A 21,164-nucleotide genomic window follows, 5' to 3' on the forward strand; every position below is an offset into this window, starting at 1 on the left:
AAATTTACATTGCTAACATTCCTTCATTTTCTATACTTCCTATATAAGCTAACCGCTGAAATAGTTAGTAATACAACTATGCATAACCACGCATACGTATATCCCTTCTTATCTACAATATAACCAAATAAAGCAGGCGCAGCAATAATGGCAATTTGATTTAATGTAAGTGCAAAACTCACTGTCATCCCTACCGATTCTTCACTTGCTGATTCCGCAACTTCAGTTATAAAAAGACTAAACCATCCAATTGAAAAGAATCCTAACAACGCACTTACACCATACAATACATTCGTTATTGTATGTATGCTCATTACTAATATTAGAATGAAGAAAATAGAAATACAAACAGTTATAAATAAGAGGGTACGCCTATTCCCCTTATAAAATAAATCACTAGTAGCTGCTAATATAACCCTACCAACCATTCCAGAAAAGAACATAACGGAAAATACTTTTCCAGCTAAAATTGGCGTGATTGATTGTTCCAATACTAAAAATTTTATAAAGTGCGCAACTAACACCATTTGCAATGAAATCATACAAATGCCAGTTATATAAATTGCATACAACTCTTTTTTACACATCACTTCTTTTAACTGCATCCAAAAAGAAAGTTTACTACGTTCTTGTTTAACTTTCTCTTGAATATATGGTTCCTTATAAAATATAAAAAATAAAAACCCTCCAATTATACAAATACATGCAATACTATTTACCGCATAGGCCATATTATATTTTATTGTAAGAAACGGGATCAATACTCCCGCTAATGTACCACCAATCGGTATACCGGCTTGTCTAATCCCCATCGCTAACCCGCGATTTTCTTTTGAGAACCACTTCATTATCACCTTACTTCCTCCTGGCTGCGAAACACTATAAAACGTTCCTACTAATAAAAGTACAAAGAGTAACCCATTAAATCCATTGACCATATTAGTCAGTAAAAACGAACCTCCTAGTAAAAATGAACTTATCGAAATTAACAACTTTTCATTGTATTGATCAAGTAGCCGCCCGACAAAAAGCATACAAAATAGCGGTCCTATATTTACAACACTTACTAACAATCCAATCTCCGTATTCGTAAGTGCATATTCTTCTTTCCAAAATAAAGCAAACGCTCCAACACCATACGTTATAAGTGTCGCTGTTGTTTGAGCAACCGTCGCAAAAATTAACATAACCCACTTATAAGTACTATTCACCCTTTCTTCCATTAACACAATAATCCCTCCATCCCCTTCCATTGTATGAAAGTTCTGATATCATATAAAATAAAGATTTATCATGTAATCCATCAAAAAAAATGATACCTTTTCTGGAGGGATGATACTTGGATATAAAAGATTTAACTGTATTTTACGAAGTTGCGAAAGAAAAAAACATATCTCACGCAGCTAAAAATTTAAACTATGTACAGTCTGGCGTAACAATGCGTATGAAACAACTAGAAAATGAACTAGGTGTACCTTTATTTTACCGAAACGGAAAAGGTGTAACTTTAACTTCTAACGGTGAGATTTTATTAACATACGCTAAACAAATTATTCACTTAATGGATCAATCTATTAAAGCAGTTCAAAGTAATGGGATCGAACCAAGGGGCACTTTAAAAATTGGATGTACAGAATCTACAACCGCTGTAAGACTTCCATCTATATTAACGGCCTATTATGAGAAATACTCAAAAGTCGAATTGATTTTAGAATCAAATACGACGGAACAATTGATTAGGCTTGTACTAGAACGAAAACTGGACGGAGCGTTTATAGCTGGCTCTACTCAGCATGCTGAACTTCATACAAATATATTTCGTGAAGAAGAATTAGTTCTCATTAGTAAAAAGCCTTTATCTTCCTTTAAAGACATAGGAGACATGAATTTACTTGCATTTAGTCACGGGTGCTATTATAGAAATTTATTAGAAGATTGGCTTCAAGAAGAAGGAATTTCACCTAAGCGAGTATTAGAGTTTGGAACAATTGAAGCGATACTCGCATGTGTAAAATCAGGTATGGGCATAGCAATTATGATGAAGTCTATTTTAAATGGTCATCAACATGACATATCATTCAACCCTTTGCCAAATAGCTTCAAAAAAGTTCCTACTACTTTTATTACTAGAAAAGATATATATCACTCTGCTGCATTACAAAAATTTATGGAGATGACTCACAATGCGTGAAAAGAAAATACGTGGTATGAAACGAAAAACAAACACTATGATAAAGCGAATTGAGGAACATACAAAACCGTTCCCTTCTACTTTCTATAACGATGAATATTGGAATATGCTATTGCCAGTTTCTCAAGCTTTTATCGATTCTTGTAAAACGGCTAGAAAAGTAAAACGATTATGTATTCAAACCTTATTAAATCAAGCAAATCATTTAATAAATATAAAACCTAGGGATACACATACATATCGAGTTGTTGTTTTGATTTCTATAAATAATTTGTGGGATTCGCAAATCATTATATTTAAAAATGAGGACTACTTTCATAATTTCTTTAATAGAGATAGTGAATTTCAAAAATGGATTCTTCTTTCAAATGAAATTGATTTTTGGGAGACATGGGAAATGTCAGTTTGTCATTCCTTCAAAACGCTTCACTTTCAAGAAATTATTTATGATGCAGATGAATGCTATGAAAAAGAGATTCTGTTTATCGGAGAGTTAGATTAAAAAGGGTATACCTAAAACACTGGTATACCCTTTTCCACTTATTTTTCCTTCAATACACTATGTAATCGATCCGGATAATTTGTAAACATTCCTGTAGCACCCCATTTGATTAACAGTCTCATATCTGGTTTCTCATTAATTGTATAAGGGTGAATTAACAGTCCATTTTTCCTAGCCATTTTCATATAGGACTCATCAATAATTAGTTCCCCGTTATCATTACGTAAGTTTGGTCCAATACCCGCTGCATACTTTTTAATTTCTTGAAAATCATCATTTGTTACACTTTTCGGTTCATGTGTAATGCCAGACCATTCAACAATTTCATTGTTTTCATTTGGATAATACCAAAGCAATTGAACTAACGGAATATTTTCATTCATACTATGAATCTTTTTCAAACTATCTTTACTAAATGATTGAATCATAACACGGCTAGAAGACATGTTTTGGCCTACTAAATTATATTTTTGTAACAACGCCAACAATTTCTCTTCCATTCCTGGATACACATCTGGTGATTTTGTTTCAATATAATACTTCATACTTCTTCCATACTTTTGGAAGATTTCTTCAAGAGTTGGAACCTTTTGCCCAACATACTCTTGCTTAGCCTTTTCTGGATACGCTTTATTAAACCATGATCCAGCATCTAAACTCTTTATTTCGCTTAACGTTTTATCGCGTACTTCGCCTGTTCCATTTGTAGTGCGATCAACTGCTGTATCATGCATTGCAATTAATTGGCCATCCTTTGTTAATTGAATATCTAATTCTAAATAATCCGCTTTCATTTTTTTCACTAAATCATAAGAAGCAAAAGTGTGCTCAGGTGCATGCCCACTTGCTCCGCGATGTGCAATATTTAAAAACTTATTCGTATTCCATTCATGCTTTCCTTCTGCTTTCGCATGAACAGCTCCCCCAGCAAAGATACTTCCAGTCATAAAGAAAATAACTAAAACGCTAATAATCTTTCTCATTCTTCTAACCCTTCCTACGTTGCAAATTTCAACAAGCTAATGAGATTTACACGAAACAGAAGACACACTTTCATTATTTTTATAAACCTATATTAAAATTCCAATCTTACAAATGTTTTCTATATTATTAATATAGAAAACTAGTATTATCCTATTTAATTTCTATAACCCTCCTTTTCACATGTAACTCCCTATTTTGTACGGTTCATTCAATAAAAAAAGCCATAAATTATTTAGGCTACACTCCTGTGTCCCTAAATAAATTTATGGCTTTTCTCAAATATCTCCGGCCTCTATTAACTTGTCGAATTTAATCATATCAAACCTATTGAAATTTGTGAATATTTTTTTCAGTAGAGTGAAGCACATAAAACAATATTTCTGTAGTTACTTAAAAATCACATAATAAATTTCTCATTACCTCTTCCAATACTATATCTGGATTTACTACCGTTTTTTCCGAACGCCATCCGATAAAGCCATCTGGTCTAATTAATACAGCACCTCCATTCTCTATACCATATAATTTGCTAAAAATATCTTCTGGAACAACAAAGTCTCCACTTAAGCCAACACGATACCCTTTTATATTTATTCCTAATTTAGCTGAAACAGCATGTGCTGCCTCAGCCCAAGAACTATTTTCTACTCCTGTAAGTAATACAAAACTGTTACCGAATAAGTCTAATGTAGAAACTTTCTTCCCTTCATACGTTCCCCATAAATGTGGCGCTCGCGTTCCAGGTCTTCCGTTCAACTCTATGCTATCCATTCTATGCGGAGTGACTGAATCATCTATAATTGCCTCTGAACAATACTGATATCCAACTGTAACAGCTAAACCATCCATATTATTCAAACTGCCTTCCTCTCTATTCGCAGCACGAAACAGTAAACTACTTGCATAAGCTGTCGTTAATTTTGCAACAGAGTGTCTCTCCTCATGATATGTTTCTAACAGTTTTGGTTTTGCCTTCCCTTTTATAACAGCCGCTAATTTCCAAGCTAAGTTATGCGCATCTTGTATTCCTGTATTTGAACCAAATCCTCCTGTTGGCGGCATAATATGTGCTGAATCTCCAACTAAAAAGGTTCGATTCCCTTGAAATTTCACCGCTGTACTTTCGGCCGCTTCCCACGGTAAAACACTTAATATTTTTGATTCAACATTTGTACTTCCAATTGCTATTTGAATAATTTGTTTACAACGTTCTATAGTGAAGTCCTCTAGCCCCTCTCCTTTTAATGGATCGTAGGCTACATGATAAATCCATTTTTTTACGTTATCAACCGGGATAAGTGCACCAAGAACCTCCGGATGAAGTACCATCGAAAAACCGAATGCGTCTCCTTGTATAAACTCTCTTAAATCAGCTTCAAAATAAATATTCATATAATAGCCACCAATGGTTCCACGACCCTCAGTTTTAATCCCTAACTGCTCACGTATTTTACTTTTCGCTCCATCCGCTGCAATTACATAGTCACAATGTATGACACTTTCTTTTTCTGTTTCACGATTTCGAATCTTTGCTTTTACCCCGTTTTCACTTTGTTCAAATGAAACTAATTCATGATAAAAAGATAGTTGCCCGCCTAGCGTTTTTGCCTCTTGTAACATCATCTCTTCTAAAATAATTTGATAACATGCAGTTTGTTTTGATGGACTAATCTTTTCTATTTTTTGAAGTAACTCTTCATCGTTTCTGTATTGCGTCGCTCTCATTTGTTCCAAGTCTTCTTTATTCGCTTCAGCTATTGTATGAACCGCTATTCTTCCTCGGCAGTTCTCTAATGCTTTACCTGCCAATTTAATTCTTTGTTCCAAGCCTAATTCTCGAAATAACTCCATTGTACGTAAAGTAAGACCACCTGCTTTCGGATGAATGGCAGTAGACGGATGCCTTTCAATAAGTAAGTACTCAATGTTATGTTTTGCAAGAAATAACGCAGACGCTAACCCAGATAATCCCCCTCCAACAATTAAAACTGGTACATAATTCGATTTCATATATTTACCCTCCACATCATTGTTCTGAGCTCAGTGACATAAATATAATCAAAAAAAACATTAAAATATAGACTTATATTTCATTTTGAATTATCATATAGATAGATTACGCCCCAAAATTCCTTTTACCTTTTCATACATCTATAATCCACCTGAATTGTGTCTGTATGAAAGTGTAAAACAAAAGAACTTACTTTACGTTGAACCATGTTCTATCGTAAAAATCAAAAATAATATAAACATTATAAGCGGTCGTAACCTTATGGATTATACAAGGTTACGACCGCTTATTTTATTGTTACATCATTTTTTGTTTTTAAAACTTCACCTATTGTGTTATGTAATCCTTCCAATCCCTTTTCTATCTCCCTATAATTTTCAACAATAAAAAATTCATTCGTCTCGATTTTCTTTCTCAATATTGCACCTCATGCAACAATCATGTAGCATTACCGTATCGAAGTAATGGTTTATCATCTTAAACCTTTCGACTAATTACCTGGAGGCAAAGTGATTGAAATGAATAAACAAGAACAATTAAATATTATAAAAAAAGATTTTATTGATTCTCAAAAAGTATTATTGGCAATTGGTGATGAAACACGTCAAGCTATTTTATTAGTGCTAATGGAAACAGAATGTCAAACAGGATTACGTGTAGGAGAAATCACGAAGCAAACACACCTTTCCCGTCCAGCAGTATCACATCACCTTAAGATTTTACGAGAAGCTGGCATTATTTTAATGAGAAAAGAAGGTACAAAGAATTTTTATTATATTGATATACGTACAAAATTAGGTTTATTAAAAAATCTTGTATTAGATATTGAGAAGCTATTGCAAAACTTTTATTAAAACTTGGAGGTATAAGATATGAAAGCAATGATAATTGATAGATATGGAAAAGTACCAATGCGTATGGCAGAGGTACCTACTCCTGAAATTAATGAGTATGAAGTGCTCGCAGAAATTCATGCAGCTAGTATTAACCCAATTGATTTTAAAATACGTGATGGAAAAGTTAAAATGTTACTGAAATATGAAATGCCTCTAATCCTTGGGAATGACTTTTCCGGTGTCATCACGAAGGTTGGATCAAAAGTGACTCGTTTTAAAGTCGGTGATGAAATATATGCTCGTCCAAGAAAAAATAAGATTGGTACTTTCGCGGAGTATATAGCCATTCATGAAGATGATATTGCTTTAAAACCAAAAAATCTAAGTTTTGAGGAAGCGGCTTCGATTCCACTCGTTGGCTTAACTTCCTATCAAGCTTTACATGACATCATGCAATTACAAAAAGGACAAAAGATTTTAATTCACGCTGGATCCGGTGGTGTTGGTACTTTCGCTATTCAGTTAGCAAAAATAATGGGTGCTACTGTTACAACGACTGCTAGTGAAGCTGGTGCAAATTTAGTAACGTCTCTTGGCGCAGATGAAATTATTAATTACAAAACAGAAAAATTTGAAGATATACTAAAAAATTATGATGCGGTATTTGATACAATCGGCGGTGCAACACTTGAAAAATCATTCAATATTATAAAAAGCGGAGGAAACATTGTTTCCGTTTCAGGTATGCCGAATGCTCGCTTCGGTAAAGAATTTGGTTCAGGATTCTTTAAAACTCTCTTATTTTCATTAGCCAGCAAAAAACTTACTGCACTTGAAAAAAAGCATAATGCTCAATATTCATTTTTATTTATGAAGCCAAGCGGGGATCAATTACGTACTATTGCAAACTATATTGAAGCCGGAAAAATTAAACCGGTAATCGATCGAGTTTTCCCTTTTGAAGATGCGCAAAAAGCAATGGAATATTCAGAGTCTGGAAGAGCAAAAGGAAAAATAATTGTAAAAATTAAATAATAATAAAACCTCCATTTTCTTAAAATGGAGGTTTTAAATTTGCTGTTAAATAGACATAGTGCAATGAAGTCCTTACAATAGATTGCAAGGGGAAATATTATATTATACTTTTAGTTAACTTTACAAAGAATACATACGTACAAATACATAACTTAAAATACAAAAAGGAGGAGATACAATGACTAAAAATAATGAAACAAGTTGGAATTTAGATAATAGTTATACGACTTTACCACAATCATTTTATACAGAAATCCCCCCTACTCCCGTAAGTTCACCGGAGTTAGTTAAACTAAACCATTCATTAGCGATATCTCTTGGCTTGACCCCTGAAGAACTGAAAAAGGAAGCTGAAATTGCTATTTTCGCTGGTAATGCACTCCCAGAAGGAGCTCATCCATTAGCTCAAGCATATGCTGGTCATCAATTCGGACATTTTAATATGTTAGGCGACGGTCGTGCTCTTTTAATTGGCGAACAAATTACTCCTTCAGGTGAGCGTTTCGATATTCAACTGAAAGGTTCTGGCCCTACTCCCTATTCACGCCGAGGAGATGGCCGTGCTGCACTCGGTCCGATGCTACGTGAATATATTATTAGCGAAGCAATGTATGCACTCGATATTCCAACTACCCGCAGTTTAGCAGTTGTCACAACCGGTGAACCAACCTATCGTGAAACAAAGTTACCTGGAGCAATTTTAACTAGAGTAGCTAGTAGCCATATTCGCGTCGGTACATTTCAATATGCTGCAGCTCGTGGTTCAATAGAGGACCTGAAATCACTAGCTGACTATACGATAAAAAGGCATTACCCAGAAATTGAATCTCATGAAAACCGATATACTGCATTACTACAAGAAGTCATTAAAAGACAAGCCAGTCTTATCGCAAAATGGCAACTTGTTGGATTTATTCACGGCGTAATGAACACTGACAATATAACGATCAGTGGCGAAACAATTGATTACGGTCCTTGTGCATTTATGGACAATTACGACCAAGGAACTGTATTTAGCTCTATTGACACACAAGGTCGTTATGCATATGGAAATCAACCATATATGGCCGCATGGGATCTAGCACGACTAGCTGAATCTTTAATACCAATTCTGCACGAAGATGAAGAAGAAGCATTAAAAATCGCTCAAGACGAAATTTCGAAATTTAGCGTACAGTATGAAAAACAGTGGTTCCTTGGAATGAAAAAGAAATTAGGACTATTTAGCAACGAAGAACAAGATCACTCATTTATTGAGCAACTTTTAAAAATGATGGAGAAATATAAAGCGGATTACACAAATACATTCCGTTCATTAACTCTTGATGCTATCGAAAATACAGCTCTATTTGAAAGTCCTGAATTTAAAGAATGGTACAAACTGTGGCAATCTCGATTAGACAGACAAGAACAATCGAAAGAAAACGCCTACGAGATGATGAAAAATAATAACCCATCAATCATCCCGAGGAACCACCGTGTAGAAGAAGCATTAGAAGCAGCTGTTACAAATGACGACTATAGCGTAATGGAGAAACTTCTTGAAGCTTTATCAAACCCTTATGCGTATTCTACAGATCAAGAAGAATACTACGCTCCGCCTGCACCGACGAATCGCCCTTATCGTACTTTTTGTGGCACTTGATTAAAAATTTGTTTTTATTTTAACCCAAAAATTTATTAAGTTAACTATTAATCACAAACTTAAAAGTTGCTTTCAATATTGAAAGCAACACATTTAGTATCCAACCTTAAACAAGTCACAAATTATAATTTGTGACTTGTTTAATTACCCACGTTCAATAGAAGATTTGTTTTGCAGGCATCGTTGTATCTTCAGAGACAGCATATGGATTTTCATTAGGTTTTATAATTATAAACGTTCCACCATATCCACTTTGAGCTAATTTATTACAAAGACCTTCTACCATAAAACCCCATAACTCCAGCTGCTATTCCCATTATAGATAATCCAAGTTTTTTCTTTATTTCAATGCTGCTTTTTCAAGTATTCTCTTTTTTATTTCATAACTCATAAAAAAATACTTTTCTGCTTTTTCTATATTACCTACTTTATGAAACTCTAATGCCAGACTTTCAGTATATTCGTGAATATACTCCGATAAATTTTTTCTTTCAAAGTAAGAAAAACCTTCGAGAATAATTTTTTCTATTTTTTCTACCTCTAAATGCTGACAAAATCCCTTTAGAATTAAAAAGTGATATCTATATTCATCATTTTTTAATTCCTCACAAACCTTCAATCCACTTTCAATTAATTCCTTCGCTTTTTCTATTTCACCTAATTTATAATATTCTCTTGCCTCTAAAAAGATTGCCTTATAATGAGTAGGCATTTTTTTAGAAACCTCAGATAAGTGTCTAATTGCTAAAACTGAAAGATTTTGACTCGCATACAATAAACCTAAATTATGTCTGATTCTTAATACTAACATTTCAGCATCATTTTTTTGTAAAATGTTTATTGCTGACGCAATATATTCCTCACCTTTATCATGCTGCTTTAATTCCGAAAAAGATAATCCTAATATATTTTCGCACAGCGCTATGTTCACTTCATACCCTGCTTGTTTAACAAAGATATCTCTTGCTTTTGAAGCGTATTCAATAGCTGAATATGCGTAATGCAAGTGGTATTTTAATATAGCAACTCTATAATTAAACTCTGCATATTCAATTTCATCTGAAATATGCTCTAATAACCCTTCAGCTTTTTCAAAATAGTTGCTAGCTTCACTATAATTAGTAAGAATTGTATAATGAATGGCTTTGAATAAATAATAATAATAATTAGAATATTCATCATTTGGTTTAGGCAATGCATCTATTTTATCAAAAGCTTTTTTCAAATTACCTAAACCATCTATTAACACTTTATATCGAAATTCTAACAGATAATAGTGAAATGAAACCTTTACATCTGATTCGATAATATAAAGCTTTTTATCGATCTCCCCTTTTAATTTTTTTGCTTCACTTATACGTTGAGCTCTAATATCTCGATACCAATCATTCAGCATCTTAGTAATTAATTCATTGCCAGTGATTTGTATATTCATCAAATCCACTCTCCTTCTTTTAATTATCATAAAAATAACATAATTCGATTTTTTATATCTATCTATATATATATTTCTCAACAATTGAACGAAATTCATTCACTGAATTTCGTTCAATATTTTAATAAATCCGCTGTAAATATGAATACTTTTTCTTATAACCTCTGAATATGAGTATCCTTAAAACCCGTCTCATATTTCAATCCATATCCAAACATTCGATCCATTCCAATATGCGCTGTCCATATTAAGCCAATCATTATAACGGTATCTATCTTAAAATAGACACCTATTAGAACAATTAATATGGATATGATATATGTGTGACATACATTATATATTTTCGCACCAACGTGATTATTAATCCCATATGCTAACATTGATAGATCCGGCGCTAAAAGGAATACAAAAAATATAATCCAACTAAACTCATATATCGAATACATATAAATCGTGGCTAAAAATACAACCATTCCTTCAAAATGTACAATACGTTTTTGCATTATTTATCATTCCTATTTTTCTATATTTATTAATACATTTTCATCGCTAAAAGTATTCTTTTCATTTTTTGCATTTTTTGACCAGATGGTTGCTAATATTGGCCCTGCAATGTTATGCCATACTGCCGCTAATACACTTGGGAGTGCAGCAGCCGGTCCAAAATGCAAAATACATTCCAGCTACATTACTTATCGCTTCTAGTACTTTCATCCACTCAGCCCCTATCTTTTAATTGAAACACCTTATTCGGATTCAAAATATTTTGCGGATCAAGAGCTTTCTTTATTTTCTCCATTACAAATAATGCTGCCCCATGCTCTTCTTCTTGATACTTTCGTTTTCCGATTCCAACGCCATGTTCTCCTGTACACGTTCCTCCTCGTTTAAGAGCATACTGAACGATACTTTCATTTATTTCGTCTGCCTTCTTCACTTCCTCTTTATCATTTGTATCAATCATTAAGAGTACATGGAAATTCCCATCCCCAACATGACCGAGAATACCGCCAATAAGCCCTACTTTATCTAATACCTCTTTTGCATGTTGAATCGCTCCAGCTAATTCCGAAATTGGCACACATACGTCTGTACTCATTAGCTTTTTACCAGGATAACTATGCACGTAAGAGTACGCTAAGTTATGTCTTGCATCCCACAGTTTATTTCTCGCTGCTGTTTCCATCTCAAATGCAATTTCTATACATTTATGATCAAGAACGATTTCTTTCGTAAATTCAATATCTTGCTTTAACCCTGCTTCATTACCGTGAAACTCTAAAAACAGTGTCGGTTCTTCTCTGTAACTTGTTTCATTGTAATGATTTACTTGTTTCATAGATAATTCATCAACGAGTTCAATTCTCGCGATTGGAATACCTGCCTGTAATATGTTAATTACAGCTTCTACTGCATCATTTATAGTTGGAAACGATGCCCTCGCAGCCATAACATGTTCTGGTATACCGTATACTTTTAAAGTTAACTCCGTGAAACATCCAAGTGTTCCTTCTGAGCCTACGAAAATACCATTTAAATGATAACCTGATGATGACTTCGCCGCTAAATTCCCGGTATGTATTACTTCTCCATCAGCAAGAACGACTTCTAAATCTCGGACTTGATCACGCATTACCCCATACTTTACCGCTGTCGTTCCGCTCGCATTTGTAGCAGCCATTCCTCCTAACGTTGCATCAGCTCCTGGGTCTACACTAAAAAATAATCCATACTTTTTCAATTCTTTATTAAGCTGAGAGCGCGTCACCCCTGGCTGTACTCTCACAAGAAAATCCTTTTCTCTTATTTCAAGTATTTTGTTCATAAGAGAAAAGTCCATTGTAATTCCTTTTTCGTAAGGAATTACATGTCCCTCTAAACTGGACCCTACTCCAAATGGAACGACAGCTGTTCCGTGCTGACTCGCTATTTTCATTATCGCGCTAACTTCTTCGGTCGTTTTTGGAAAAACAACTACATCAGGTAAACTACTAACATGGTAAGATTCATCTTTACTATGTAACTCTCGTACTGTCATATTTATTACTACTCGATCTTCAGGAAGTATGCCTTTTAATTCATTTACTACATGTTCAATTGTTATTTCCATAATCAACTCTCCTTTTTAAATTTAAAACAAGTATACCATCTTTATGCAAAATAATTAGAAAAATGAGATTTTTAAACCTAAACATACAAAAAAGAACCTGCAGCACACGCTACAAGTTCTTTTCCACTACATTTTAAACGATTTCTTTATTAACAACATAAACCAAATTAAAGTAACTGCCATCAACGAATGAGAAAATCCTACAATATAAGTTAACCCTTTAAAGTCAGCTCCATTTAACTGAAGAAGCCCTCTCGCTGCTAGCGAACCTAACATTAATGTTAATGCAATGTTATGTAAAACAAACCACTTATTAAACCCTTGCACTTCATGAAACGCGAATACTTTTGCTAATCCTAAAGCAATTAAAAAGAAGAAAAAGCCAAGTACAAGTGTATGTGTATGCAAAAGATTTAACAAAGTAGATCCTAAAATCCCTTTATACTTACCATACTCCCTAGCGAAAATCCCTGATAATAAACCGATAATCAAATACGTAAAAGATGCATTATATAATTTCTTCATTATGTACCTCCTTGAGTAGAATGTGTAGTGTGTCATATTTAGTAATAATGATAGTTATATAGTAAAAACTCCTAGTCACCTAGGAGTCATTGTATAAGCATCTCACTCTTTACAATCAATCCTAATTATAAAATATCTCTCTATACAAAACAAACGAACTTTATGTGAACAAACAAAGCTCCATTAAAATATGTTGCACTTTTGTTTTACACAATCCATACTAATTGTTATAACTTTTTAAAGGTGGTGTAATAATTGATAGTTCTTGAAACCGAACGTCTTAACCTTCGTTGGTTTGATATAAAAGACGCTCCTTTTATTCTTGAGTTAGTAAACGATCCTGCATGGATTCAGTTTATCGGTGACAAAGGAGTTAGAAACTTAGAAGATGCAAAAAGTTATATTGTAAACGGTCCCATCGATATGTATAACAAACTCGGATTTGGCCTTTACTTAGTAGAACGAAAAGAAGATCTCACTCCACTTGGTATGTGTGGCCTTATTAAAAGAGATTCATTAGAAGACGTTGATATCGGATTTGCCTTTTTAGAGACATTTCGTTCACAAGGATACGGCTACGAGTCAGCTTCTGCGATAATCGAATACGGTGTACAAAAGCTCAGCATGAAACGAATTGTAGCAATTACTTCTATAGATAACATCGCCTCAGGAAAGCTTTTAGAAAAAGTAGGATTACGATTTGAGAAAATCATTTCAGATTCAGGAGAAGATTTAAAATTATTTGGGTATAACGCATAGTAAAGAAGGTCGCCGTGAATGGTGACCTTCTTTACTATTTTACTGATCTCGTCATAATACTTTTAGTTCCATTATAGTTTTGCAGTAATTCTTGTGATTACTACTATGCCTTTCATATCACATTTTTTGGAAATTCATAGAAATAAAACTTTCACATTTAAATAAATTATATTAATATATCAAATAAAGGAAGTGAGAATAAATGGAACAACCGCTATTTTTATTAGTTCTTCAATTCATTGCATTCATATTAATCATTTGTATCGTATATGGAATGTTGTACAATACCGTATTAAATTTAAATATGCCTAAATGGACTGCACATATAGTAGCTACGGTCTTTTCCCTTGGTATTACCTATCAAGCTTTTAGAAATTTTATTTAAAAAACTTTTGTAGCAATTACTTCTATTGTTGATGCAGTAAAGCTTTTAGAAAAAGCAGGATTGCAATTTGAGAGGGTTATTTCAAGATCAGAAAACGTAACCATTTTTTATAAAGTCTTTCCAGCGCAAAATAGTGAAGAAGTTAGTTCCGCTGAAAGTGTGTTTGCATAAAAAGAAATGAATTTAATTGATGCTACAAAAATTTTATTTTAATTCTGGTTCTATTGTTTGGAATCGTTCTAGGGTACCATTTGTGTGGACTTTAAAAATTTTCATTTGCGCACCAAAATGTTGCGTTAAGTAAAATGTATCACCAGTTATTAAATTTCCAATCTTCCAATCAGGTTGATATGTACTTTCCATGGAACTTTCTAAATCCCCAATCATTATTAAATTGATATATAATGAAGATGAACTACTCAACATTTTCGTTAAAGATAGTCTATCAACCTCTAACTACCTAATGAACTCAAGTAAACACATCTTCAGTCATTTTAAGAGGTACAAAAGGCACCCTTTCGGGTGATTTTTGTATAAAAATTCTATTTTTTTATATTCGATACCAACCACGAACCTTTTTAAAATAATAGTATCATTATGTCTCCTTTTTAGAGATTATTTTTAATTACCTTGAATTTTTTGCACCAGAACCGGAAAATCCCTGACTACTCGAAATATCAACTATCAGGTGCTAATATTCAATAACGCGTACTGAAAATGATTAAACATTTTTATAAACCAGTGGAACATTTAAGAAATCAATTTTTCTCTTATCGAAATTTAATTAGCTTACAGTAATACAGTGGTCATATATTTTTAAGAATAACGGAAGAATATATAGAAATTGCTACAGAAATGTGAAGTTTAATTAATTTAGGAGGAACAAACTTGTTTAATCAGCTTGTAAAAGTTATACCGAATTTATTTACGATTGGAAATTTATTGTGCGGTGTTTTCTCAATCACCTTGAATATGAGTGAATATTTAGGAGCAGCCTCCATTCTCATTTTCTTTTCAGCTGTTTTAGATTTTCTTGATGGAAGAATTGCAAGAAAATTAAAAGTGAACAGTGAGTTTGGCGTAGAATTGGATTCCTTAGCTGATATTGTTAGTTTCGGCGTCGCTCCTGCGCTTTTATTTCATACGATAGCAACACCTTCTATTTTAACTTCTTTGGCATTTATCCTATTCCCAACAATGGGTGCTTTAAGATTAGCTAAATTTAGTATTAAACCAACTATTGGATATTTTAAGGGATTACCTATTCCAGCTGCAGGATTATCATTGGCTGGTATGGCATTGTTTTCATATAGTAATGCATGGATTACTTTAATCCTCGCCCTCTTAATGGTAAGTCCCATTAGGTTTAAAAAATTTTAATGAAGGTCACGCCCAACGCCATTAAGGAGCATTTTAAATGGATTTAACGCGTCAATAAGTATAAAAAAGCGGGACAATAATATTAAATTAGGTGCCCTTCGAAAAATTAAAACCTTGTATTTATGGCTATTGGGTTAATCCATCGATATGTTATTCTGAAACGTCAGTCCACTTTTAACAGGAGCTCCCTTTATCAAGAGAGCTCCTGTTCTTATTTCTTCTTCTTTTCTGTTGGTTGGCTTTGTTTAGCAAAATTAGATGAATCATCAAAATTTGGTTGCTTTTTACCAGCATTATTACTTCTACCTTTTCCCATATGTAATGCACCTCCCCTCCCCCTTACTATTCCCAATAAAAAAATTCTCTTGCATCCAAGAGAATTTTAAATTAGGTTCTTATTGATAATACCTAAGTACTTCCAACACTGCCATTCCATAAAAGATGGATCCAATGTTAAATTATTTAATGCTAAAACAAATATTACATTTTCATATTTAACTGGATAATCAATTAATAATCCTAATGTATTTCCTGAATCTGCGACAATTATGATTCCCTTTTCTAACACGTCATCTATAACTTCTTTTAATTATTCTTACCTAGCATATAATATTTTCCTACACATTGAGATTGCATGTTGTATAAGGAAGCCCTTCTTCTTTCCATGCAAGAAATCCTCCCTTTAAATTCACTACTTCCTTTATACCAGCTCTTTGTAAAATACTAGCTGCTATAGCGGAACGTAATCCGGTTCGACATTGCAAAACTATTGGAAAATCTTTCGGTATATAATCTAGTTGTTCAAATAGATTACCTAAAGTGATATGTATTGCATCATGAAGGTGTCCTTCCTCCCACTCTTTTTTACTACGCACATCGATAACCTTAACGCTTCCACCTTTTATATGCGGATATAATTCAATCGATGTTTTTTCTTTGTAACTTTCAAATCTATCAAGTCTTTGTATTACTTTTAAGGGTGCAAAAGCAATAATATTATCTAACCCAATAGATTCAAATTCTCTAATAACTGCCTCTACTTTAACCTTTTCCTCATCTAGAATTATTAAAGTTTCTTTTTTATAATCTAATAACCATCCACACCAAGTTGTGAAAGAATTGTTATAAGGTATGTTAATTGACTTCTCGATATGACCTGCAGCAAAACTCTCTACATCCCTTATATCAACTATTTGATAAACGCTCTTCAAAATTTCTTGAAGTTCTTCTACTGTATTAATAGCAGTACTTTTTCTCTTCTTACGAATTGGCGGACCATACTTATTTAAATTCTTCATTAATGAAAAATACTTTGGAGGCTCTGGCTGTCCCGTCAATAAAGTCGATATAAAATCACTTTCTTCATTACACCGAAATGCCCAATTGAACATCTTTTCATAACCTAATGTAGAAGTTGGAATTGCTCCTAATGCTTTTCCACATGCGCTTCCCGCACCATGTGATGGCCATATTTGCAAATAATCAGGAAGTATTTTTATTTTTTGTATAGAATCAAATAATTGTTTCGCTCCTATTTTTGCAGTATCTTTAATACCGACTGCAGTTTCTAATAAATCCGGTCTTCCTATATCTCCTACAAATATAAAATCACCTGTGAATATTCCTATCGGTTTATCATTCGTATAATTATTTTGACTTGTATCAGTTACTAAAAAAGAAATACTTTCAGGCGTATGCCCTGGGGTGTGAATTACATTAAATTTTATATGACCTACTTTAAACTCTGTGCCCTCTCTAACCAATTTGTATCGACCTTCGTTAAGATATTGATATTTCCAATCACAATCTCCTTCATCAGATACATATAAATTTGCATGGTAAAGATTAGAAAGTTCTCTAGACCCAGAAAGAAAATCAGCATGAATATGAGTCTCAGCCGCAGCAATTACTTCCATCCCCTCTTTCTTAGCAAATTCTATATATTGTTCTATATAGCGACTAGGATCAATAACGATTGCTACGCCTTCTTTCTGACAACCGACTAAATAGGAAGCATGTGCTAATTTTTCATCATAAAAATATTTTAAAAGCATAGCTATTCCCTCCAATTAGTTATTTCAAATTAATTTTCAATTTTTGTAACCACTTTTTATCTTCTCCTATAGAATCCCTTTCAACATTAAATTCCAATACATATATGGCAACATATATCTTTTAAGTAAAAACATACTATACCGTTCTTTCGCTTGATTAAATGGAAACGTTTCTTGAGGCTCATGTTCATAGTTAAATTCAGCAAGTATAAGACTTTTATATCCTGTAACAATCGGACATGATGTATATCCATCATATTTAGCCTGTAAATCTCTTCCGCTAAGTACGTCCATAATATTTTGTTTTAAGACGGGTATTTGTTTTCGAATTGCTGCTCCAGTTTTAGAGGTAGGTAAATTGGTACAATCTCCAAGTCCAAAAATATTTTTATATTGCACATGCTGCAAAGTATAAGGGCTTATATCTACCCACCCCTGATGATCACTTATCTCACTCTCTTTAATAAAATTAGGTGGCCCCATTGGCGGAACAACATGTATCATACTATATGGTACGGTTTCTCTTTTTAGTGTTTGCGTATCTTCAAAAATTGCCTCTCTCTTTTCGGCGATAATTTCCACTAGATTTTTATTATAATTCGTTATAATTTGCTTTCTTTCTAGTACTTGTTCTAAAGTATTTGCATATCGTGGAACCTGAAATATGTTATTGTTTGCAGAATAAAATATTACTTTACTTCTGTTTCTTACACCACTATTACAAAAATACTCCTCTGCTAAGTACATAATTTTTTGTGGAGCACCACCGCATTTAATAGGAGTATTAGGGTGGGTAAAAAGCGCATTTCCTCCTTTAAATTTTTCGATTTCTCTCCAAGTAGAATCAACATATGTATAAGAATAATTGCTACATACCCCATTAGTGCCAATAGACTCTTTTAAGCCTTTAATACTGTCCCAATTTATTTGGATACCAGCTGCTACAATAAGAATTTCATACTCAAGTAGCAGTCCGTCATCTAAAAGTATCTTATTTTCAGATGGAAATAACTCAACAACACTTTTAGGGATCCACGTTGCCCCTTTTGGAATAAGCGATTCCTGATTACGCATCGTACTTTCCTTTGAAACAATTCCTCCCCCCACTAAACTCCATAGTGGCTGAAAGTAATGTTTTTTTGATGGATCAATAATTGCTATACTTTCTTTCAATAGGGGTACATTTCGTAATAAATGTGCAGTAGAAGATAGTCCTGCTGTCCCAGCACCAATTACAATAATTTTATAACTATCTCTGGTCTTCATTATCCTCTTCCTATCTAAAATTGATTTTTAAATTAACTAATTAGTAGCCTTTTTTTCATCGTAGTAACATGATTATAAGTTAAAAACATCATAGTTTTATCTGATTTAAATGAAAATTTTGTTAATTTTACCATCAACATTACTATATGCGTAAATCCCCTATGTTACTTCCATATTTTAGTTTTAATATTAAAACTAAAATATTATTATATAAAATAAAAATAATTCATTAAAATACTTTTCATGAATCCGGATAAGTAATGTTTAAAAAACAACATCTAACATCTTAGATGTTAAAATAAACAAATTCACATACTTTACAAATATGAAAAGTATTAAATATCGCTTAAGTTTCGTTACCTTTTTCTGTATATATTGATAAAAAATTGTGAAATTTTATCGCATTATGCAAGACATTTAATATTAAATATATTACTTTTACTATGAACTAAATGGTTTATAGGGCTTTTCTAAATAAACAAGGTGCTAAATTAATTCTTAAGAAGCCATTATCATTGCATTTATCTAAAAATTTAAAAAAATACACGCAGATGGATATCATCTTAAATACATATATAATTACCTTTAATTTTTTGACACGATTTCACATAATTCTTAAACTGATTTTTTTGCGTGCATTATGAAAAAAAATGCACCGTGTCAGTCTTTAAAAGATTATATATCATAACTTTAAGAGAGGCAGGAAAACTATGAAGATGAAAAGAAAAATCTACTGGTTAAATGCTAGCCAATAGATTTTTCTTTTTTATCTAAGGATTCTTTTAAAAGAACAACAATTTTACTACAGTAATCAAGAACAGGTTTCTAAATTAAGTTACTGGAGAATATATAACTCTGGCGCAATATCCCTACCAGCTTTCATTCCAATAATAACTCCATGATATAACGTCAAAGATGAAATCCCTCAACTTAGGTATTTGACTTTTTAAATTTATACAAATGTCTTAGCTCTATGTACTGTGATATATAGGTCCACATCAATATGTTATTGCATCATATACTGAACAGATAATTTAAATTACTTTTATAAAGGATGATGAGGATGAACCTAGAAGATATACAAAAATCCTATGGCGTAATTGTAAGTTTAGGAGGATTGTGTCAAGTCACCAACCAAATCAAAAGACACAATTTAAGAACATTTTCTGGACCTTTAGATTGGTTTTATTATCCATCACTTTCAGATGTAAACAGATTACTTCAAAATCGATTTAAAAAATTCATGAAGTTGGAAAATATGGTTATAGAAGGTTCAGAAAGTTACGGTCTTATTGAATCAGAATTTGATAATCAAATTAAATGGGCAGAACGAATTACCTACTGTATAAAGGACACTTATTATAATTGTTTTTCAATGCATGATTTTCCTATTAATTCCGAAAAGGATTTGAAATCAACCTATCCTTCTTTTAAAGCTAAATTAGACACTAGAATTAATCGATTCCTTGAAAAAATAAATAGTAGTGAATCCATTTTATTCATTAGAATTTGGGGAAATCGAGATGAAGCGGTTGAATTACAAAACGTATTATCTAAAATTACAAATAAGGATTTTAATATTCTTATTGTTAATTTCAAGGAGGGTATATCTAATATTGTTGAACAAAATTGGGGAATATCGAGGGTTTGTTCAATTGAACTCCCACGTTATCAGGATAGATGGGAAGGTGATGATTCCGATTGGGATGTTATTTTAAACAAAATAACATTAACTTAATAATTTTCTTCTTACTTTTAACATGATTTGGCCCGTAAAATCAAATAGGTGTAGAAAAATAAAATTCCTGTCTAATTGATACACACTTAATTAACAAAACGTTCATATAATAATTCGTAAGTCCTTCTTTATTGAATAAATAGTTCTTTACAAAATTAGTTCCATCACTAGAGCACCTTTATGCGGTGCTCTTTTTTGAATTTATAAAATGTAAAAATAGTTGTTCCATTTTCCTTTAAATGGCTAATTCCCTTTGTTATTCTTCTATTGATTTCTGTATAATCATTTATGCGATCAGCATATTCTGC

Annotated in this window: 22 protein-coding genes; 9 read left to right on the forward strand and 13 right to left on the reverse strand. The window is 32.7% G+C overall.

Annotated features, from left to right (window positions below):
- Positions 1-23 precede the first annotated feature (23 nt).
- On the reverse strand, positions 24-1,253 hold the full coding sequence (locus tag V6946_RS17880; RefSeq protein ID WP_006923421.1) for an MFS transporter: 1,230 nt from the start codon (positions 1,251-1,253) through the stop codon (positions 24-26).
- A gap of 86 nt (positions 1,254-1,339) precedes the next feature.
- Here V6946_RS17880 and V6946_RS17885 point away from each other — a divergent pair, with 86 nt between their 5' ends.
- Together V6946_RS17885 and V6946_RS17890 are read left to right on the forward strand one after the other, a co-directional pair.
- A complete protein-coding gene (locus V6946_RS17885) occupies positions 1,340-2,191 on the forward strand; it encodes a LysR family transcriptional regulator (RefSeq protein ID WP_000351681.1) in 852 nt (283 codons plus the stop codon).
- Positions 2,184-2,693 (forward strand): DUF3916 domain-containing protein, encoded by a 510-nt coding sequence (locus V6946_RS17890; RefSeq protein WP_006923418.1) that lies wholly within the window; start codon positions 2,184-2,186, stop codon positions 2,691-2,693. Before V6946_RS17885 ends, V6946_RS17890 begins: the two co-directional genes overlap by 8 nt.
- A 38-nt stretch (positions 2,694-2,731) precedes the next feature.
- On the opposite strand, the gene V6946_RS17895 is transcribed toward V6946_RS17890, so the two are convergent.
- The 3 genes from V6946_RS17895 to V6946_RS17905 form a co-directional block, all read right to left on the reverse strand.
- On the reverse strand, positions 2,732-3,676 hold the full coding sequence (locus tag V6946_RS17895) for a glycerophosphodiester phosphodiesterase (protein WP_001226340.1): 945 nt from the start codon (positions 3,674-3,676) through the stop codon (positions 2,732-2,734).
- Positions 3,677-4,067: 391 nt separating this feature from the next.
- Complete coding sequence (locus V6946_RS17900) at positions 4,068-5,687, reverse strand: FAD-dependent oxidoreductase (protein ID WP_098905915.1); 1,620 nt, start codon at positions 5,685-5,687, stop codon at positions 4,068-4,070.
- A gap of 287 nt (positions 5,688-5,974) precedes the next feature.
- Positions 5,975-6,106, reverse strand: a complete 132-nt coding sequence (locus V6946_RS17905) for a hypothetical protein (protein ID WP_006926296.1) — start codon at positions 6,104-6,106, stop codon at positions 5,975-5,977.
- Between the two features lie 91 nt (positions 6,107-6,197).
- On the opposite strand from V6946_RS17905, the gene V6946_RS17910 reads away from it, so the two are divergent.
- The 3 genes from V6946_RS17910 (at position 6,198) to V6946_RS17920 (ending at position 9,204) form a co-directional block, all read left to right on the forward strand.
- On the forward strand, positions 6,198-6,542 hold the full coding sequence (locus tag V6946_RS17910) for a helix-turn-helix transcriptional regulator (protein WP_000571870.1): 345 nt from the start codon (positions 6,198-6,200) through the stop codon (positions 6,540-6,542).
- Between the two features lie 18 nt (positions 6,543-6,560).
- Positions 6,561-7,559, forward strand: a complete 999-nt coding sequence (locus tag V6946_RS17915) for an NADP-dependent oxidoreductase (protein ID WP_000646442.1) — start codon at positions 6,561-6,563, stop codon at positions 7,557-7,559.
- 178 nt (positions 7,560-7,737) lie between these two features.
- Positions 7,738-9,204, forward strand: coding sequence for a protein adenylyltransferase SelO (locus tag V6946_RS17920; protein ID WP_366981768.1), 1,467 nt, complete (start codon positions 7,738-7,740; stop codon positions 9,202-9,204).
- A gap of 154 nt (positions 9,205-9,358) precedes the next feature.
- Here the strand turns inward: V6946_RS17920 and V6946_RS17925 are convergent, their stop codons facing one another.
- The 6 genes from V6946_RS17925 to V6946_RS17950 all read right to left on the reverse strand — a co-directional run bounded on the left by V6946_RS17925 (position 9,359) and on the right by V6946_RS17950 (position 13,274).
- Positions 9,359-9,490, reverse strand: coding sequence for a hypothetical protein (locus V6946_RS17925; RefSeq protein WP_000229167.1), 132 nt, complete (start codon positions 9,488-9,490; stop codon positions 9,359-9,361).
- Positions 9,491-9,544: 54 nt separating this feature from the next.
- Positions 9,545-10,639 (reverse strand): tetratricopeptide repeat protein, encoded by a 1,095-nt coding sequence (locus tag V6946_RS17930; protein WP_366981769.1) that lies wholly within the window; start codon positions 10,637-10,639, stop codon positions 9,545-9,547.
- Positions 10,640-10,794: 155 nt separating this feature from the next.
- Complete coding sequence (locus tag V6946_RS17935; RefSeq protein ID WP_001172064.1) at positions 10,795-11,142, reverse strand: DUF4260 domain-containing protein; 348 nt, start codon at positions 11,140-11,142, stop codon at positions 10,795-10,797.
- 12 nt (positions 11,143-11,154) lie between these two features.
- On the reverse strand, positions 11,155-11,310 hold the full coding sequence (locus V6946_RS17940; protein ID WP_000545391.1) for a transporter: 156 nt from the start codon (positions 11,308-11,310) through the stop codon (positions 11,155-11,157).
- A 47-nt stretch (positions 11,311-11,357) separates the two neighbouring features.
- Positions 11,358-12,749 carry an FAD-binding oxidoreductase gene (locus V6946_RS17945; RefSeq protein WP_000406580.1) on the reverse strand — a complete coding sequence of 464 codons (1,392 nt, stop codon included), beginning with the start codon at positions 12,747-12,749 and terminating at the stop codon, positions 11,358-11,360.
- Positions 12,750-12,875: 126 nt separating this feature from the next.
- Complete coding sequence (locus V6946_RS17950; protein WP_000737896.1) at positions 12,876-13,274, reverse strand: DUF2871 family protein; 399 nt, start codon at positions 13,272-13,274, stop codon at positions 12,876-12,878.
- A 255-nt stretch (positions 13,275-13,529) separates the two neighbouring features.
- Here V6946_RS17950 and V6946_RS17955 point away from each other — a divergent pair, with 255 nt between their 5' ends.
- Both V6946_RS17955 and V6946_RS17960 read left to right on the forward strand, forming a co-directional pair.
- Positions 13,530-14,033, forward strand: coding sequence for a GNAT family N-acetyltransferase (locus V6946_RS17955; protein WP_000636205.1), 504 nt, complete (start codon positions 13,530-13,532; stop codon positions 14,031-14,033).
- Positions 14,034-14,235: 202 nt separating this feature from the next.
- A complete protein-coding gene (locus V6946_RS17960) occupies positions 14,236-14,418 on the forward strand; it encodes a hypothetical protein (protein WP_006922728.1) in 183 nt (60 codons plus the stop codon).
- A gap of 204 nt (positions 14,419-14,622) precedes the next feature.
- Here the strand turns inward: V6946_RS17960 and V6946_RS17965 are convergent, their stop codons facing one another.
- On the reverse strand, positions 14,623-14,805 hold the full coding sequence (locus V6946_RS17965; protein ID WP_002000399.1) for a DUF5065 family protein: 183 nt from the start codon (positions 14,803-14,805) through the stop codon (positions 14,623-14,625).
- A gap of 501 nt (positions 14,806-15,306) precedes the next feature.
- Here V6946_RS17965 and pssA point away from each other — a divergent pair.
- Complete coding sequence (gene pssA / locus V6946_RS17970) at positions 15,307-15,798, forward strand: CDP-diacylglycerol--serine O-phosphatidyltransferase (protein WP_000483080.1); 492 nt, start codon at positions 15,307-15,309, stop codon at positions 15,796-15,798.
- A 617-nt stretch (positions 15,799-16,415) separates the two neighbouring features.
- Here pssA and V6946_RS17975 read toward each other — a convergent pair.
- Positions 16,416-17,852: a rhodanese-like domain-containing protein gene (locus V6946_RS17975; RefSeq protein ID WP_000925322.1), complete on the reverse strand. Its 1,437-nt coding sequence runs from the start codon at positions 17,850-17,852 to the stop codon at positions 16,416-16,418.
- 66 nt (positions 17,853-17,918) lie between these two features.
- Entirely contained in the window at positions 17,919-19,118 is a 1,200-nt protein-coding gene (locus V6946_RS17980; RefSeq protein ID WP_000857313.1) for an FAD/NAD(P)-binding oxidoreductase, read from the reverse strand.
- Between the two features lie 1,063 nt (positions 19,119-20,181).
- On the opposite strand from V6946_RS17980, the gene V6946_RS17985 reads away from it, so the two are divergent.
- Positions 20,182-20,856, forward strand: coding sequence for a papain-like cysteine peptidase (locus V6946_RS17985; protein ID WP_001047153.1), 675 nt, complete (start codon positions 20,182-20,184; stop codon positions 20,854-20,856).
- Positions 20,857-21,164 lie beyond the last annotated feature (308 nt).

Source organism: Bacillus sp. PPSBB_2 (assembly GCF_045291115.1).
In the GTDB taxonomy this organism is placed as follows: Bacteria; Bacillota; Bacilli; order Bacillales; family Bacillaceae_G; genus Bacillus_A; species Bacillus_A cereus.